The 15,957-nt window shown below is 73.2% G+C and carries 12 protein-coding genes; 5 read left to right on the forward strand and 7 right to left on the reverse strand.

Annotation, left to right across the window (positions count from 1 at the left end):
* Together ABTX60_RS01020 and ABTX60_RS01025 are read left to right on the forward strand one after the other, a co-directional pair.
* Positions 1-1,032: a carbohydrate ABC transporter permease gene (locus ABTX60_RS01020; protein ID WP_352094956.1), complete on the forward strand. Its 1,032-nt coding sequence runs from the start codon at positions 1-3 to the stop codon at positions 1,030-1,032.
* On the forward strand, positions 1,029-1,907 hold the full coding sequence (locus tag ABTX60_RS01025; protein WP_352094957.1) for a carbohydrate ABC transporter permease: 879 nt from the start codon (positions 1,029-1,031) through the stop codon (positions 1,905-1,907). The genes ABTX60_RS01020 and ABTX60_RS01025 overlap by 4 nt, the downstream gene beginning before the upstream one ends.
* Here the strand turns inward: ABTX60_RS01025 and ABTX60_RS01030 are convergent.
* Complete coding sequence (locus tag ABTX60_RS01030) at positions 1,871-4,162, reverse strand: glycoside hydrolase family 3 N-terminal domain-containing protein (protein ID WP_352094958.1); 2,292 nt, start codon at positions 4,160-4,162, stop codon at positions 1,871-1,873. The genes ABTX60_RS01025 and ABTX60_RS01030 overlap by 37 nt on opposite strands.
* Complete coding sequence (locus tag ABTX60_RS01035; RefSeq protein WP_352094959.1) at positions 4,159-5,298, reverse strand: N-acetylglucosamine kinase; 1,140 nt, start codon at positions 5,296-5,298, stop codon at positions 4,159-4,161. Before ABTX60_RS01035 ends, ABTX60_RS01030 begins: the two co-directional genes overlap by 4 nt.
* Before the next feature lie 8 nt (positions 5,299-5,306).
* On the opposite strand from ABTX60_RS01035, the gene ABTX60_RS01040 reads away from it, so the two are divergent.
* Complete coding sequence (locus ABTX60_RS01040) at positions 5,307-6,575, forward strand: glycoside hydrolase 5 family protein (RefSeq protein ID WP_352094960.1); 1,269 nt, start codon at positions 5,307-5,309, stop codon at positions 6,573-6,575.
* Positions 6,576-6,703: 128 nt separating this feature from the next.
* Here the strand turns inward: ABTX60_RS01040 and ABTX60_RS01045 are convergent, their stop codons facing one another.
* Complete coding sequence (locus tag ABTX60_RS01045; protein WP_352094961.1) at positions 6,704-8,167, reverse strand: glycoside hydrolase family 3 N-terminal domain-containing protein; 1,464 nt, start codon at positions 8,165-8,167, stop codon at positions 6,704-6,706.
* Between the two features lie 203 nt (positions 8,168-8,370).
* Between ABTX60_RS01045 and ABTX60_RS01050 the strand changes: the two genes are divergently transcribed.
* The gene (locus ABTX60_RS01050; protein WP_352094962.1) at positions 8,371-11,280 is read left to right on the forward strand and encodes an ABC transporter substrate-binding protein; all 2,910 of its coding nucleotides are present in this window, start codon (positions 8,371-8,373) and stop codon (positions 11,278-11,280) included.
* 8 nt (positions 11,281-11,288) lie between these two features.
* On the opposite strand, the gene msrB is transcribed toward ABTX60_RS01050, so the two are convergent.
* The 4 genes from msrB to ABTX60_RS01070 all read right to left on the reverse strand — a co-directional run bounded on the left by msrB (position 11,289) and on the right by ABTX60_RS01070 (position 14,791).
* The gene (gene msrB, locus ABTX60_RS01055; RefSeq protein WP_352094963.1) at positions 11,289-11,696 is read right to left on the reverse strand and encodes a peptide-methionine (R)-S-oxide reductase MsrB; all 408 of its coding nucleotides are present in this window, start codon (positions 11,694-11,696) and stop codon (positions 11,289-11,291) included.
* Between the two features lie 14 nt (positions 11,697-11,710).
* On the reverse strand, positions 11,711-13,102 hold the full coding sequence (murC, locus tag ABTX60_RS01060; RefSeq protein ID WP_352094964.1) for a UDP-N-acetylmuramate--L-alanine ligase: 1,392 nt from the start codon (positions 13,100-13,102) through the stop codon (positions 11,711-11,713).
* Positions 13,103-13,267: 165 nt separating this feature from the next.
* A complete protein-coding gene (locus tag ABTX60_RS01065; RefSeq protein ID WP_351625800.1) occupies positions 13,268-13,741 on the reverse strand; it encodes a beta/alpha barrel domain-containing protein in 474 nt (157 codons plus the stop codon).
* Positions 13,742-13,975: 234 nt separating this feature from the next.
* Positions 13,976-14,791 (reverse strand): pyrimidine reductase family protein, encoded by an 816-nt coding sequence (locus ABTX60_RS01070; protein ID WP_352094965.1) that lies wholly within the window; start codon positions 14,789-14,791, stop codon positions 13,976-13,978.
* Between the two features lie 37 nt (positions 14,792-14,828).
* Between ABTX60_RS01070 and zapE the strand changes: the two genes are divergently transcribed.
* A complete protein-coding gene (gene zapE, locus ABTX60_RS01075) occupies positions 14,829-15,932 on the forward strand; it encodes a cell division protein ZapE (RefSeq protein WP_352094966.1) in 1,104 nt (367 codons plus the stop codon).
* The last annotated feature ends 25 nt before the right edge of the window (positions 15,933-15,957 follow it).

Here is a 15,957-nt window from a genome sequence, read left to right on the forward strand (position 1 = left end):
ATGACGCAACCGACCGTGCACCAGGTGCCCGTGCCCGCTCCCCCGGGCGCGGGCGCCCGGGGCCCCGGCGTCTCCCCGCCCTCGCCGGGGCCGCTGCGCCGCGCCCTCCGCTCCGTGACGCCCGGCCCGAGCGCGGACGCGGGGGGCGCGGCGCTGTACCGCCGCTGGTGGCTGCCGTGGCTGTGGATGACCCCGGCGATCCTCGGCGCGACCGTGTTCGGGGTCTTCCCTTTCCTCAACACGGTCGTGGTCTCCTTCACCGACGCCAAGCCGCTCGGTGGGGCGTACGACGTCGTCGGGCTGACCAACTACCGCCGGATGCTGGGCGATCCGGACTTCTGGCTGGCCACCCGCAACAGCCTGCTGTACGCGCTGATCGTCGTCCCGCTGATGGTGCTGCTGCCGCTGCTGCTCGCGATCCTGGTGGAGAAGAACCTCCCGGGTATCGGCTTCTTCCGCTCCGCGTTCTACACGCCCGTCCTCGCCTCCAGCGTGGTCGTGGGCCTGAGCTGGCAGTGGCTGCTGAGCGACCAGGGTCTGGTCAACACCTGGCTGCTCAAGGCCCACATCGTCCGCGAGGCCGTCCCGTTCCTGTCGGACTCGTGGCTGATCCTGCTGTCCGCGATGGGGCTGACGCTGTGGAAGGGCCTCGGCTGGTACATGATCTTCTACCTGGCGGCCCTCGGGAACGTGCCCCGGGAGCTGCACGAGGCGGCGGCCGTGGACGGGGCGGGTGCCGTGCGCCGGTTCTGGAACGTCACGGTGCCGGGCGTGCGCCAGTCGATGATGCTGGTCGGCACCCTGACCGGTATCGGCTCCCTCAGGGTCTTCACCGAGATCTACATGCTCGGCGGCTCGACCGGCGGCCCCGGCGGCGCCGACCGCACCCTCCCCTTCTACATCCGCGACGTCGGCCTCGATCCGCTCACCGGCAACGCCGGCTACGGCGCGGCCGTCAGCGTCGCCCTGTTCGCCCTGACCCTTGGCCTCACGCTGCTCGCCCAGCGCCTGACGAAGGAGGACGAGTCATGACGACCGCCGTCGAAAAGCGCCGTCGCCTGACGCCCCGCTGGCGCGACTACGGCCGCCCCCGCGAACTGGTCCTGCGCTACCTGCTGCTGGTGTTCGTCCTGTTCATCACCGTCGGCCCGCTGCTGTGGCAGCTGCTGTCGTCCCTCAAGGGCGCGGGCGAGGACGTCTTCGGCGCGGGCGCGTCCCTGATCCCGCACCACCCCTCGCTGCGGGCGTACCGCGAGGTCTTCGACCAGGTGCCGGTGTGGACGTACATCAGGAACAGCGTGTTCGTGGCCCTGCTGTCCATCACCAGTCAGCTCGTCTTCTCCACCATGGCCGGCTACATGCTCTCCAAGCCCGGCTGGAAGGGCCGCAAGCTGGTCTGGATCGTGCTGCTGGCGTCCATGATGTTCCCCTTCGAGTCGATCATGGTGTCGCTGTTCCTGAGCATCCGGGACATGGGCCTGGTCGACAGCCTGGCCGGCGTCTGGCTGCCCGGCTTCGTCGCCGCGATCAACGTCCTCATCATGCGGGCCGCGTTCCTCGCCGTGCCGCGCGAGATCGAGGACGCGGCCATGCTGGACGGGGCGGGCGAGTGGAAACGCTTCCGGTACCTGTATCTGCCGTCCGCCTACGGCGCGATCCTCGTCGTCACCATCAACACCTTCATCAGCGCCTGGGATGACTTCCTGTGGCCGCTGATCGTGCTGCGCACCGAGGGCCACTTCACGCTGACACTGGGTCTGGCGAGGCTGCAGACGTCGTCGTTCGGCTACGACCAGAGGATGGTGATGGCCGGCTCGGTGATCTCCGTGATCCCGGTGCTGGTGCTGTTCGTCATCACCCAGCGGTGGTTCTACAAGGGCGTCTCGTCCGGGGCCGTGAAGCTCTGATCGACTCGGAGCACGGCCGGTACGGCGGTCAGGGCCCGGCGCGCCGACTCCGCGACGCGGATCTCGACGGTGCCGGGCAGGAGCGCCGTCTCCAGGTCCGCTCCGACCTGGGCGAGTTCCTCCGGCCCGAGCACGAAGGCGACCGTGCGGCACTCCCCCGGCGCCAGGTCGACGGCCTCGAAGCCCCGCAGTTCGAGCGTGCGCGGCCAGACGGGCGTGACGAGTCTGCGCAGGTACAGCTGGGCGACGGTACGCCCGCGCCGCTGCCCGGTGTTGGTGATGTCGGCCTCGACCGTGCGCCCCGACAGCCGGGGCGGGCCGTAGGCGAAGCTCGTGCGGGACAGTCCGTGGCCGAATCCGAAGAGCGCCTCGGCGCCGCCGTCGACGTAGCCTCCGTACTCGGTGTCCTTGTGGTTGTAGTGGACGGGCAGGTGCCCGGCCGAGCGGGGCACGGAGACCGGCAGCCGGCCCAGCGGCTCGGCACGGCCGAGCAGTACGTCGGCGATCGCCTCCCCGCCCCAGGGGCCCGGGTACCAGGCGGTGAGCAGCGCGGCGGCCCGCTCGGCCGCCTCGGGGACGGCGTGCGGGCGGCCCTGGACCAGGACGACGACCGTGGGTGTGCCGGTCGCGGTGACGGCGTCGAGCAGGGCGTGCTGGGCGGCGCCGAGCCGGATCCCCGCGAGGTCGGCGCCCTCTCCGCAGGTCATCTCGGACACGGCGGTGCGCGCGGCCCCGTTGGCGTCGAACTCGGTGTCCGGCGTCCTGGCGCTGCTGCCGCCCAGCACCAGCACGGCCAGATCGGCTGCGGCGGCCTCGGTGATCGCCGCGGGGATGCCGGACAGGTCACCGCCGGTCAAAGCGCACCCTCGCGCATGGCGTGCGTCGAGGCCCGCCCGCCGTAGCGCGTCGAGGACGGTGGTGCCGGTGCCCGGGCGTTGAGGCGCGGTGTAGTCGCCCAGTTGGTGGGCGACGGTGTCGGCGTGCGGCCCCAGGACGGCGATCCGGGAGGCAGTCCTCAGGGGGAGTACGCCCTGGTCGTCGTGGAGCAGGGTGACGGCGGCACGGGCGAGTGCGGTGCTCAGCTCGCGCCCCGCGGCGGGATCCGGGAACGGGCAGGCGGCGTAGGGCTGTTCGAACAGCCCGAGGCGGAACTTGAGCCGCAGCACCCGCCCGACGGCCCGGTCCAGATCCTCCTCGCTCACCAGCCCCCGCTCGACCGCCTCCTCCAGATGCGTGAAGCCCTCGTCCCACAGACTCAGGTCGACCCCGGCCCGCAGCGCGAGGGCGCCCGCGGTGACGGTGTCGCCGGTGATGCGGGCCAGCCGGTCCACGGCCAGTCCGTCCGCCATGACGAGCCCCTCGAAACCCCAGCGTTCGCGCAGCAGCCCGGTGAGCAGGGCGCGGTTGCCGGAGCAGGGCATCCCGTCGACCTCGTTGTAGGCGGCCATGACGGCGGCGGCTCCGGCCCGGACACCGGCGCGGGCGGCGGGGAGATGGATCTCGTGCAGTTCCCGGGGCCCGAGTTCGGACTCGGCGGAGTTGCGGCCGCCGACGGTTGCGCCCTGGCCTGCGAAGTGCTTGAGGACGACGGGGGCCCTGTCGGGGGCGAAGAGCCCGTCCGGCCCCTGTTGCCCCTGCATGCCGTGGACGAGGGCCTCGGTGAGCCGGGCGGCGAGGTAGGGGTCCTCGCCGAAGCACTCCTCGGTCCGGCCCCATCGCGGGTCCCGGGCGATGTCCAGGGCGGAGACCAGGGCGACATGACCGCCGCGGGCACGCAGTTCGGCCGCCGCATGGGCCGCTGCCCGCTCGTACAGCCCGGGGTCCCAGGTGGCGCCGACGGCCAGGTTGACGGGCAGGACGGTGCCGTCGAGGGCCATGTGGCCGTGCGGCACCTCCTCGACGAACAGGGCCGGGATGCCGAGCCGGCTGCGTTCGACGACATGGCGCTGGACGAGGTGGGCCAGTTCGGCACCGTCTTCGGCGCCGGAGCCGGTGGTGTGGTCGACGCCGGACCACGCGTCGGCGCGCAGCAGCCCGTAGAGAGCGCCGAGTCCGGCGAAGCGCTCCGTCTCGGCGTGGAGGGCCTCGGTGAGTTCGAAACCACCGCCGGCGGTGCGACGGTAGGCGTCCCAGCCGTACATCCGCTGGTTGAGCTGGCCGGCCTTCTCGCGCAGGGTCATCCGCGCGAGCAGATCGCCGACGCGGGCCTCGACGGGGGCCGTGGGGTCGCGGTAGAGGGGCGCGGTGACGGTCATGTGCGGCCCTCGTGGGCGAGGCGGGCCAGGGCGACGGCGCCCCGGCAGCCGTCGGGCACCCAGTCGAGGGTCAGGCCGAGGGCGTGCAGACGGGTTTCGAGGCGGGCGGTGAGGGGCCCTTCGGGCCCGAGCAGTCCGCCGGTGGCGACGATCCGCTCCCCGGGGCCGGGCTTTAGCGCCCGTACGGTCTCGGTGAGCCGGTCGGCCGCCTCGTCCAGGATGGCCAGGGCGACGGCGTCCCCGGCGGCCCGGGCCCCCTCGGCGACCAGGGGGGCGAGCCGTGCCAGCCGGATGGGCGGCTCGGCCATGACGGCGGGCAGCAGGTGCCGGCGGTAGGCCTCGCGGTGCGGGCGGGGCCAGGGGGTCTCGTCGTGGGGCGGGAGTGCGTGCCCGGCGGCGCCGGGGAGGTCGGCGCTGTCGCCGGCCTCGTACGGGGCGTCCTCCCCGAGCGGCCGGACCACGACACCGCCGGCCGGGGCGAGCGGCGGCCCGCCGGGCAACGCCTCCTCGGGCACACCCAGTTCCCTGCCGACCGCTCCGGCCAGCACCGTCGGCGCGCCCCTGCCGTCGGCCATCCGCAGCGCGGCCCGTACCGCGGCCCTGCCGATCCAGAAGCCGCTGCCGTCGTCGCCGAGGAGCCAGCCGTCTCCGTCCACGGTGGCGACCCCGCGGCGGCCGGTGATCCGCAGGGCGACCGCGCCTGTGCCGGCCACCAGCGCGAGTCCGTCGGCCGGGGCTCCCGGGGCGGAGGCGAAGGCCGCCTCGATGTCGCTGCCGACGACGGGCGGACCGGCGTCGATGCCCAGCCGGCGCAGGGCGGCGGTGAGGGCGGCCAGGGCGTTGCGCCGCCCCGGCTCGTCCTCGGCGGCGCCGGTCGCGCCTGCGAAACCGCCGGCCACGGCCACGACCCTGCCCCGGTCCGGCTCCGGCACGGCCTGGCCGACGGCTTCGGCGAGGTGCTCGGTGAGCCGCGGCACGGGAACGGTCAGGGCGTTGCCCGGCCCGGCCGCGCCCTCGCCAAGCGGACGTCCGTCGGCGGCGTCCGCCAGGACCGCCCGGGTCCGGGTGCCGCCCGCGTCGAGACCGACCACCAGGGTGGAGACGCCTCGACGTTCCTGGTTCAATTCATTACCCATCGCCGACTATGGTGATTGATGCATTCACCCAGGGCAAGGCCCGACCCGAGGAGGATCCCATCCCTACGCTCCGCTTCGGCGTCAACTACACGCCCCGCCGCGGCTGGTTCCACGCCTGGCACGACTTCGACCCGGCGCACGCCCGCGAGGACCTGGAACAGATCGCCGCGCTGGGCCTGGACCACGTCCGGGTCTTCCACCTCTGGCCGCTGCTGCAGCCCAACCGCACCTTCATCCGCCCCGCGGCCGTGGACCAGCTGGGGCGCCTGGTGGACCTCGCGGCCGAGGCCGGGCTCGACGTCCTGGTGGACGGCGTGCAGGGCCATCTGTCCAGCTTCGACTTCTATCCGGAGTGGACCCGCAGCTGGCACCACCGGAACGTGTTCACCGACCCGGAGGCCGTCGCCGCCCAGGCCGAGCTGATGCGGACCCTCGGCCGCGCCCTGGCCGGCCGCCCCAACCTCGTCGGTCTCCAGCTCGGCAACGAGCTCAACAACCTCGTCGAGCACAACCCCGTGACCGCGGACGAGGTGGACCTCTACCTCGACACGCTGCTGGCCGCTGCCCGTGAGCACCTGCCCCCGGGGCGGCTCGCGACCCACTCCGCGTACGACGCGGCCTGGTACGGCGACGACCATCCGTTCACCCCCGAGGCCTCGGCCCGCAAGGGCGACGTCACCACCGTCCACCCCTGGGTGTTCTCCGGCGACTGTGCCCGCCGCTACGGCCCCCGCTCCCCGCAGGTGCTGCATCTCGCCGAGTACGGCACGGAGCTCGCCAAGGCCTACGCCGAGGACCCGGCCCGCCCGGTCTGGGTCCAGGAGACCGGCGCCCCGGAACCGCACATCCCGGCGGCGGACGCCCCGGACTTCGCGCGGGCGACCGTGCGGAACGCGGCCGGGTGTGCGGGACTGTGGGGTGTGACCTGGTGGTGCTCCCACGACGTGGACCGCGCTCTCGCCGACTACCCGGAACTGGAGTACACACTGGGCCTGTTCGACTCGCGGGGCCGCGCCAAGCCGATCGCGGCCGCCCTGGCCGAGACCGTCGCCGAGGTCCGCGCGGGACACCACCCGGTCCGGGCTCGCGAGACGGCCCTGCTCCTCGACTGCACACCGTCCACCCGTTCCGTCTCCGGCCCGGGTGGCGCGTTCTTCGAGGCGTGGATGGGACTGCGCGCGGCGGGTGATCACCCCGCGGTGGTCCTGGCCGGGCGGGCGGACGACGCCGGCCACCTGGCGGCGCGCGGCATCAAGGAGGTCGTACGCGTTCCGTGAGGCCGCAGGGCGCCGTGAAGCCGATGGGCGCAGTAAGGACGTAGGGCGCCGTGAAGCCGATGGCGCCGTAAGGGCGCGGGGCGTGAGGGCGTACCAGGGCGGCCGTGGGCGTACGGGGCCGTGAGCGCTCAGCCGCCCGCCAGCACCTCGGCGACCGCCCGAAGGTTCACCCGCCCCCGCCCGTAGGAGCAGAGCGCGCCGCCCTCCGGCAGCCCGGTGTCGACCCGTACGGCATCGGGCCGCCGGGCCAGCAGGGCGGCGCGCAGCCGCTGCTGCCAGGGGTGCAGTCCGGCGTCGCAGGTGGCGACGACCAGGGGCGCGTCACCGCAGGCGCGCAGGATCTCCTCCTGGACGGCGGCCGGGTCCGCCGGCTCCCCGGGGACCGCGGTGCCCGTGGCCGTGGGGTCGACCGCGCGCACCTCTGTCAGCAGGTCCTCGCCACCCCAGTTGAGCGCGGGGTGCGGCGGCGGGAACAGGTCGGCGACATGGGCACCCCGCACGGTCTGCGGCACCGGCCGGGACCGGACGGCCCTACGGGCCGCCTCGAGACCGGCCCCCGCGTCCCAGCCGCCGACCGGCCCGGCCGGAGCGGCGTACCGTTCGGCCAGCCGCCGCACCCGCCCGGCGGCCTCCCGCACCCGCTCCTCGGGCAGCACCCCGGAGGCCAGCGCGCCGAGCACCGCGTCCCGGCAGTCCAGGGTGACCTCGAGCTCCGGCACGGCCACGACGACCTGGTCGGCACCGGCCGCGAGGGCGATCCGTGCCCCGGCGGCCTCGCCGTAGCGGTCGGAGATCGCCTTCATCTCCAGCGCGTCGCTGACCAGGACCCCGCCGAAGTCCAGCTCGTGCCGGAGCAGATCGCCCAGGATGCGGCGGCTCAGGGTGGCGGGCCGCTCCGGGTCCAGTTCCGGGAACACGACGTGTGCGCTCATGATCATCGGCACGCCCGCCGCGACGGCCGCACGGAACGGTTCGAGATCGGCCCGCAGCTCCCCGCGCGGCCGCGGGTCGACGGCGATGCCGTGGTGGCTGTCGGTCTCGGTGCCGCCGTGGCCGGGGAAGTGTTTGGCGCAGGAGGCTATGCCGCGCCGCTCGGTGGCGGTGATCCAGGCCCGCAGATGCCGGGCGGCGAGCGCGGGCTCAGCACCGAAGGCCCGGGTGCGCACGATCGGGTTGCCCGGATGGTGCTGGAGGTCGGCGACCGGGGCGTAGGAGACGGTGATGCCGAGGGTGGCCAGGTGCCCGGCGAGCGCGTCGGCGCAGCGAGCGGTGAGGGCCGGGTCGTCGACGACGCCGAGGGCGTAACCGCCGGGGACGTCCGGTGCGTCCGCGCTCACCAGGTGGCCGATGCCGCCGCCCTCGTTGTCGATGCCCACCAGCAGATCGGGCCGCAGGGACCGCAGTGCGTCGGTGAGCCCTCGGACCTGCTCCGCGTCGCGCACGTTCCGGGTGAAGAGGATGACCCCGCCGAGGCCCCGGTCGATGAGCCGCTTGAGCGGGTCGGGCACGGTCGTGGTGCCGGCGAAACCGGCGACGAGACAACGGTGGGCGGCCTCGTCGAGGCCGAGGGGCAGGTGCACGGAGTGGGTCACCCCGGGAATACTCTGGCTCGATCAACCAAATGTCAACATCGTGATGGATCGTCCATTCAGGGGTGGCCGTCGGCGAGGAACCGAATCGAGGGCCCGGCGCCGGCGAAGAGGCGAATCGCTCCCGGAGTTCGTTCGTCACCCACTCGCACCCCACCGGCAACGGTTAGTCTCATGGGTCACCGAAGGTTAACGGGGGGTTGCCCATGGTGAAGGACCATCGCACGCCGCCGGACTGCCCGGGGGGCCACGACGGCATGCCGGAGAGCGACGCCGGGCGCCATCTCCAGAACCAGCTCGAAATCCTTATCCAGGACTTCCGCAGGAGCACCGAACCGCCGATGCCGGTGTTCGTCGTACACGCCCAGGAGGGCCGGGACGACGACGCGGTGGCCGGGCTGGTCCGGCAGCTGCACGCGGGCCAGGAGGCGCACGGCACGCGCTGCGCGGTCACGCAGGACGCCTACGAGGGCGCCACGGAGGTACGCCGGGCCGCGGCCCTGGTCCGGGCGTTGAGCGACCCGCGGAAGTGGGGCGGCCCGAAGGCGCTCTACCGGCGCTACGCGTTCCCGCGGCTGCGGCTGGTGCACGCCATCGACGACGCGGTCGCGGCGCTCGGCGACAGCTGGCCGGCGCCCACCCCGGGCAGCCCCGAGGCGGGGCAGGACCAGCGGCTGCGCCTGCTGAACGAGCTGGCGCAGCAGCGCTGGCGGCCGAAGCACACCGCCCGCTGGCGTTCCGGCCTGCCGCTGTTCGACATGGCGCACATCCTCCCGGCGAGCCTCGTGACCGTCCTCGCCGCGCTCCTCGCCCGCAGCGAGTGGTACGTCGCGGTCGGCGCCGGCCTCGTCTTCCTGCTGCTGCTGACCGTCCTCAACTACGTCCTGCCGGGCCGTGCCCCGATCTTCCTGTGGCTGCGCCGGGAGAGCCGCTGGTTCATGACGACGACGTTCCTCAGGGCGGCGGACCAGGAGGAGTCCACCGAGGTGTCGCTGCTGCGGCCGGTCCGCTCCTGGAAGGCGATCGCGGCCCGGGCCTACGACGTGGCGGAGGCGCTCACGGCGGGCGGCGACTTCCACCTCCAGCTGTGCGTGCTGGCGCTGCGCGAGGACCTGCGGGACAACCACCGCCGCTGGAGCTGGGACCTGCGCGGCTTCAAACGGCCGCGTCCGCCGATGCTGTTCCTGCCGCACGCGGACGACCGCAACGGCGGCATCGAGCTGATACGGGCCATCAGCGACGTCCGCAGCCGGCGCAGCGAGCTCGACCCGCTGCTCGTGGTGGCCGCGGTGCGCACGCAGGACGTGCCGCGCCTGGAGCGCAGTGTCGTCCAGGCTCCGCCCGCCCCGGACGCTACGCCCCCGACGTTCGGCGTCCGGTTGCGCACCTGGTACCAGGAGTGGGGCCGCAACCTGCGCGCCGAGCAGTCACCCAGCCGGGAGCGGTCCGTCCTGCCGTGGGTGATGAAGATCCCGCTGCCGCACGACCAGCTGGGCCCGCTCGAGGAGGGCCGCCACCATCTGCGGGCCTCCTCCCGGCCGACGCTCGCCCGGCTGGTGTGGGCCCTGCACACCCTGGTCCTGGTCATCGCCCTGCTCACCGCGGCCACCGTCATGCGGGCCGACGCCCTGCACGACCGGTACTGCTCGGCGTCCGTGCTGACCGCCAACCGGGACACCCGGCGCGAGGCGGCGCCGGGCGGCGGCACCGAGTGCATCGGCATCGCGACGCACGACGTCCGCTTCGCCGACTGGCTCCCCGCACCCGAGCCCGGCGACGACGTCAAGGCGCTCCAGACCGACGACGAGACGCCCTGGACGGTGGCCGACCTGGAGGACCGCATCGCCCGGCAGAACGCCGGCGTCCTCGCGGACCACCCCGGCAAGTACGTCACCGTCGTCTACGCCGGTCCGCTCAGCGCCGATGCCTCGGCCGGCTCCTCCCTCGTGAAGGGCGCCGAGGAACTGGCGGGCGTGTATCTGGCGCAGGCCGTCATCAACGAGAACTCCAGCGTGAAGCTGCGGGTCCTGATCGCCAACGGCGGCGTCGACTTGGGCCACCAGGAGGAGATGGCCGAGGCGATCGCCGCGTACGCCGCCCACGACCCGACCGTGGTGGGAGTCGTCGGCACCGGCCGCGACCTGAAGTCGAGCCGGGCGACGACCCGCACGCTGATGCGGGCCGGCCTGCCGGTCGTCTCCGGCACGAACTCCGCGACGTATCTGCCCCGCGAGTTCGCCAACTGGTTCAGCCTGGCCGCCACGGACGAGTGGCAGACCCGGCAACTCGGCCTGGTCGCCGCCCAGTTGCGCACACCCGGCCGACGGCAGTACGCCCTCGTCCTGGCCCGTGACACCGCGAAGACCGACGACCTCTACACCGACGAGCAGGCGCGCTACGGCCAGCGGATGCTGCGGCACCAGGGCTTCACCCTGCTCGAGCAGCGGCGCTACACCCTCAGTGGCGGCAAGCCCGAACTCCGCTCGCACGCCCAGGAGATCTGCCGGGGCGGCCGGGTGCCGTCCTTGGTCTACTTCGCGGGCCGGGTGGAGGACATCGATCCCCTGATGACCCAGCTGGGCACCGAGCCGGGCTGCGCGGACAAGCCCCTGGCCATCCTCACCGGCGACGACCTGTCCAAGGCCGACTTCGCCGGCGGCGGCCAGTCCGTCGCGCCGAAGGTCACGCTGTACCACGCGGCCCTCGCCGAGCTGGAGACGGCCGCCGAGAGGACGGCCTTCTACCTGGACGCCGCCCAGCACCTGCCCGGACTGCGGGGCCACCGCCTGCGCTACGACAGCCCCGCCCTGGTCAGCGGCCAGACAGCTCTCGCCCATGACGCGACCCGCGCCCTGTTCTGGGCGGCCACCCGCGACGACCGGCCGCAGAGCCGCGCCTCGACCTGGGTGAACCTGCGCAACGTCAGGATCGAGGGCATGGCCACCGGCACCATCGACTTCACCGGCGCCCCGCTCTACGGCGACCGCACCGGCCACAGCATCGTCCTCAAGCAGGTCAGCCGCGACAAGGACGGCACTTCCGACACCCACGTGCTGTGCAGTCGTACCGCGGGCGACACGAAGCGCCTCACACAGAAGGAGTGCCGGATCCGCTGAGCGCCGCCTCAGCCCTCGTCGGGGGCCAGCCGCAGCGCGATCGAGTTGATGCAGTACCGCTGGTCGGTGGGCGTGGGATACCCCTCGCCCTCGAAGACGTGCCCGAGGTGCGAGCCACAGCGTGCGCAGCGCACCTCGGTGCGCACCATGCCGTGCGAGCGGTCCTCGATCAGCTCCACGGCGTCGGTGTCCTTCGGGTCGAAGAAGGACGGCCAGCCGCAGTGCGACTCGAACTTGGTGTCCGAGGTGAACAGGTCCGCTCCGCAGGCGCGGCAGGAGTAGACGCCCCGGGTCTTGGTGTCGGTGTACTCACCGGTGAAGGCGGGCTCCGTGGCCGCCTGGCGCAGCACCGCGTACTCGCCCGGGCTCAGCTCCACGCGCCACTGCTCGTCCGGCTTCTCGACGTCGTACGGCATGAGCCTCCAGCCCCTCAGTTCGACAGACGGTCCAGGATGTGCGGGCCGAGGTCGGTGACGTCGCCCGCTCCCATGGTGAGAACGAGATCCCCGGGCTTCGCCATTCCCGCGACGACCGACGGGACGTCGGCCTTGTCGTGCAGCGGCGTCACGTCGGCGCCCGCGGCCCGGGCCGCCTCGACGATCAGCTCGCTCGTGATACCCGGGATCGGGTCCTCGCGCGCCGGGTAGATGTCCAGCACGACGGAGGCGTCCGCGAGGGCCAGGGACCGGCCCATCTCCTTGCCGAGCTCCTGGGTCCGCGAGAAGAGGTGCGGCTGGAAGACGACCAGGATCCGGGCGTCACCGGCCGCCGCGCGCATGGCCTCCAGGTCGGCGGTCATCTCGGTGGGGTGGTGGGCGTAGGAGTCGATGACCTGGACGCCCGCGGCCTCGCCCTTCAGCTGGAGCCGCCGCTTCACGCCGGTGTAGGCGGCGATCGCCGGGGCCAGCTCGGCCGCCGGGACGCCGAGGGCCGCACCGGCCGCCAGCGCGGCGACCGCGTTGTGCGCGTAGTGCCGGCCGGGGACGGAGACCGCGAAGGTCAGCTCCTCGCCCTCCAGCACCACGGTGACCTCGCTCTTCAGCCCCTGCGGCACGACCGACAGGATGCGCACGCCGGCGTCCTCGGACTCGCCGTAGGTCACCACGCGCACACCGCGTCCGGCGACCCGGCGCGTCAGCTCCCGCGCACCCTCGTGGTCGGCGGCGATCACCAGCGTGCCGCCCTCGGTGATCCGGTCCACGAACGTCTCGAACGACTCGTAGATCTCGTCCATCGACGCGTAGTTGGCGTGGTGGTCGAGTTCGACGTTGAGGACGATCGCGACCTCGGGCGCGTACTTGTGGAAGCTGCGGTCCGACTCGTCCGCCTCGGCGACGAAGATCTCGCCCTCGCCGTGCAGCGCGTTGGAGCCGGGGGCGTCCAGGTCTCCGCCGATCGCGTACGAGGGCTTCAGGCCCAGCTCGCTCAGCGACACGGCCAGCATCGACGTCGTGGTCGTCTTGCCGTGCGTACCGGCGACGGCGATCGGCCGCAGCCCGTCCATCAGCGCCGCGAGCGCGTCGGACCGGTGCACGACGGGGACGCCGAGTTCGGCCGCGCGGGCCAGCTCGGGGTTGTCCTGCCGGATCGCCGACGACACGACCACACAGCTGGCGTCGTCGGCGAGATGCTCCGCGGCGTGCCCGATGTGCACGGTCGCGCCCAGCGCCCGCAGCGCCCCGGCCGTCGCCGACTCCTTGGCGTCACTGCCCGCGACCACGGCACCGCGCTGGGCGAGGATCTTCGCGATCCCGGACATTCCGGCCCCACCGATCCCGATGAAGTGCGGTCGGTCCATGGCGGGAGGAAGGCCGGCTGCCATGCGTGTCTCCAAGTTCGGGTGACGGGGGTTAGCGGGGCCAAGCCTATTGCGTGCGCAGGGCCGGCCTGCCCATCAGGGGCGCGGGGCTGTATCGATATGCGGCTCCGCCGCGTGGGCGCGAACGGCCACGAACGACCCGCACCCGGCAAACCCCGCGATCCACCCCTACGCCTTGCTGTGCGAGAACAGCTTCAGCACCGGGACCCCCACCTTGTGCCGGGCGCGCGAGGCCCAGTCCCGGTGGAAGAACTCCTCCACGTAGTGGGGGTCTGTCAGCACGATGACCTCGTCCGCGCCGACCTCCTCCACCAAGGACTTCAGCGCGTCCAGCGGATGGTCCTCGATCAGCCGCCCCTGCGCGGGGCTGCCCGAGGCGCGCAGCGCGGCGAGGGACACCTCCAGCGCCCGCTGCCCCACGCTGAGCGCCTCCTCACCCTCCGGGGTCTCGCCCTCGCGGACGGCCTCGTCCAGTTCGCCGAGCGCCACGTCGTCGATGGCCCGCAGCAGGCGGTCCGCCTGCTCGCCGCGCGGCTGCAACAGCACCTCGAAAGAGACCTGCTCCTCACCGTGCAAGGTGGTGACGAACTCCACGTCGGCCGACGTCAGCGCCTTCTCGATCATCAATACGCTGGTGAACACCAGGCGCCCCTTCTGCTCCGGGGGCCCAGGGCCCCACTTCGCCGCAGGCCGGCCGCACCGGGCCCTGCGGAAACCATCCTTCACACAGGTACTGCCGGATCCAGTGTGCCCTCCGAAATCGAAACAGAACGGCCTATTCCGTCGATGAACGGACCGATGGCGGGTCCACCCCGCTGCCACGGCGTACCCGGCCGGCCGGATTTCCCGACCGCCTTGTACCCCGGGCCCGGCGTTTCAGTACGCGGCTCGGGCGCGCCCGTACCGCGTGAACAGGAAGCCGTCCTCCTCCAGCATCGACACCAGCCCGAAGCGGTGCGGGACGGTGACCGCCGGCCCTCCGGCGATGCGCTGCGCCTCGCCCGCCGTGAGCATCGGGGAGACGGTCAGGCACAGCTCGTCGAGCACGCCGGCCGCGACCATCTGCCCGAGCAGTCGCGGGCCGCCCTCGGTGAGCAGCCGGGTGTGGCCGAGGTCGGCGAGGGCCCGGACGGCCAGGGCGGGGTCCACGCCGATGCCGTCACCGGCGGTCACCACCCGGGCGCCCGCCTTCTCGGCGGCGGCGACGCGGTCCGCGGCGGCCGCGGCGCCCGTGAGGATCAGGGTGGGGACCAGGGGCGAGGTGAACAGCGGGAGCGAGAAGTCCAGGTCGAGACTGGCCGTGACGACGGCGATCGCCGGTGCGGGCCGCTGCCCGGCCGCCTCCCGCATCGCCGCGAAGTCCTCCCGCGCCCGTGCGGGCCGGTAACCCTCCTGCCGCACCGTCTCCGCGCCGACGACCACGACGTCGGCCAGCGCCCGCAGCGTGCCGAAGATCCGCATGTCGGTGGCACTGGAGATGGGCTGCGAACGGCCGTCGTGCTGGGCGGCCCCGTCCAGCGTGGACACCATGTTGGCGCGCAGCCACGGAACCGGCCCCCCGGGCCCGGGCTCCGGATAGGCGTACGCGGCGGCCAGCTCCGAGAGGCTCCACTCCCGGCCGGCGCCCTCGGCGGACGCGCCGCCCGGCACCGGAGCTGCTGTTTCATCGGTCACAGGGAACAGACGTCGCATGCCGTGCAGTGTTCCACGCGCCGTAGCATGGTGAACCGTGTCTTCTCCCCTGGCCCCCTCCGGTAGCGGCCCCATAACCGACCCGGCCCCGCTGTCCCTGTGCGCCCGTGAGCCGCACGTACCCGCGGACCGGCTGGTCGCCGAGATGGTGCCGCCGCCGCGGTTCGACTCGGTCCGCTTCAGCACGTACATCCCCGACCCGAACCAGCCCAGCCAGACCGAGGCCGTCCGGGTCCTGGAGGGTTTCGCGGCGGGCCTCGACTCGGGAGGATCGGCGGGAGCGGGCAAGCGGCGGCTGTTCGGTTTCGGCAGGGCGGCGAAGAAGGCCCCCGCCGGCCCGCGCGGCGTCTACCTCGACGGCGGCTACGGCGTCGGCAAGACCCACCTGCTGGCGTCCTTGTGGCATGCCACCCCGGCCGAGCCCGCGCTCAAGGCGTTCGGCACGTTCGTCGAGCTGACGAACCTGGTCGGCGCCCTCGGGTTCCAGCAGACCGTGCGGACGCTGTCCGGGCACCGCCTGCTGTGCATCGACGAGTTCGAGCTGGACGACCCGGGCGACACCGTCCTGGTCTCCACCCTGCTCGGCAAGCTGGTCGACGCGGGCGTGGCGCTCGCCGCCACGTCCAACACGCTGCCCGGCAAGCTCGGCGAGGGCCGGTTCGCCGCGGCCGACTTCCTGCGCGAGATCCAGGGCCTTTCGGCCCACTTCCGCGCCCTGCGCATCGACGGCGAGGACTACCGCCACCGCGGTCTGCCCGAGGCGCCGCCACCGTACTCCGATGAACAGGTGACCGACGCGGCGCACGCCACCGAGGGCGCCTCCCTTGACGCGTTCTCACCCCTCCTGGACCACCTGGCCCGCGTCCACCCCAGCCGGTACGGCGCTCTGACCGACGGGATCAGGGCCGTGTGCCTCACCGGTGTGCATCCGGTTCCCGACCAGTCGACGGCCCTCAGGCTGGTCGTACTCGCCGACCGGCTCTACGACCGCGAGGTGCCGGTGCTCGCCTCGGGCCTGCCCTTCGACCAGCTGTTCAGCGACGAGATGCTGAACGGCGGCTACCGCAAGAAGTACTTCCGAGCCATCTCCCGGCTCACCGCTCTCGCCCGCGACGCGGGTTCGCTGGCGGACCCCCGGTAACCACATCCCCATTACCGCGTCAACC

It is taken from the genome of Streptomyces sp. NPDC126510 (genome assembly GCF_040302345.1).
Classification (GTDB): Bacteria; Actinomycetota; Actinomycetes; order Streptomycetales; family Streptomycetaceae; genus Streptomyces.

Coding starts and splice junctions, on each gene's coding strand:
- ABTX60_RS01020 (WP_352094956.1), top strand. CDS start 1: ATGACGCAACCGACCGTGCACCAGGTGCCCGTGCCCGCTCCCCCGGGC.
- ABTX60_RS01025 (WP_352094957.1), top strand. CDS start 1,029: ATGACGACCGCCGTCGAAAAGCGCCGTCGCCTGACGCCCCGCTGGCGC.
- ABTX60_RS01030 (WP_352094958.1), bottom strand. CDS start 4,162: ATGACCGTCACCGCGCCCCTCTACCGCGACCCCACGGCCCCCGTCGAG.
- ABTX60_RS01035 (WP_352094959.1), bottom strand. CDS start 5,298: ATGGGTAATGAATTGAACCAGGAACGTCGAGGCGTCTCCACCCTGGTG.
- ABTX60_RS01040 (WP_352094960.1), top strand. CDS start 5,307: ATGGTGATTGATGCATTCACCCAGGGCAAGGCCCGACCCGAGGAGGAT.
- ABTX60_RS01050 (WP_352094962.1), top strand. CDS start 8,371: ATGGTGAAGGACCATCGCACGCCGCCGGACTGCCCGGGGGGCCACGAC.
- msrB (WP_352094963.1), bottom strand. CDS start 11,696: ATGCCGTACGACGTCGAGAAGCCGGACGAGCAGTGGCGCGTGGAGCTG.
- murC (WP_352094964.1), bottom strand. CDS start 13,102: ATGGCAGCCGGCCTTCCTCCCGCCATGGACCGACCGCACTTCATCGGG.
- ABTX60_RS01070 (WP_352094965.1), bottom strand. CDS start 14,791: ATGCGACGTCTGTTCCCTGTGACCGATGAAACAGCAGCTCCGGTGCCG.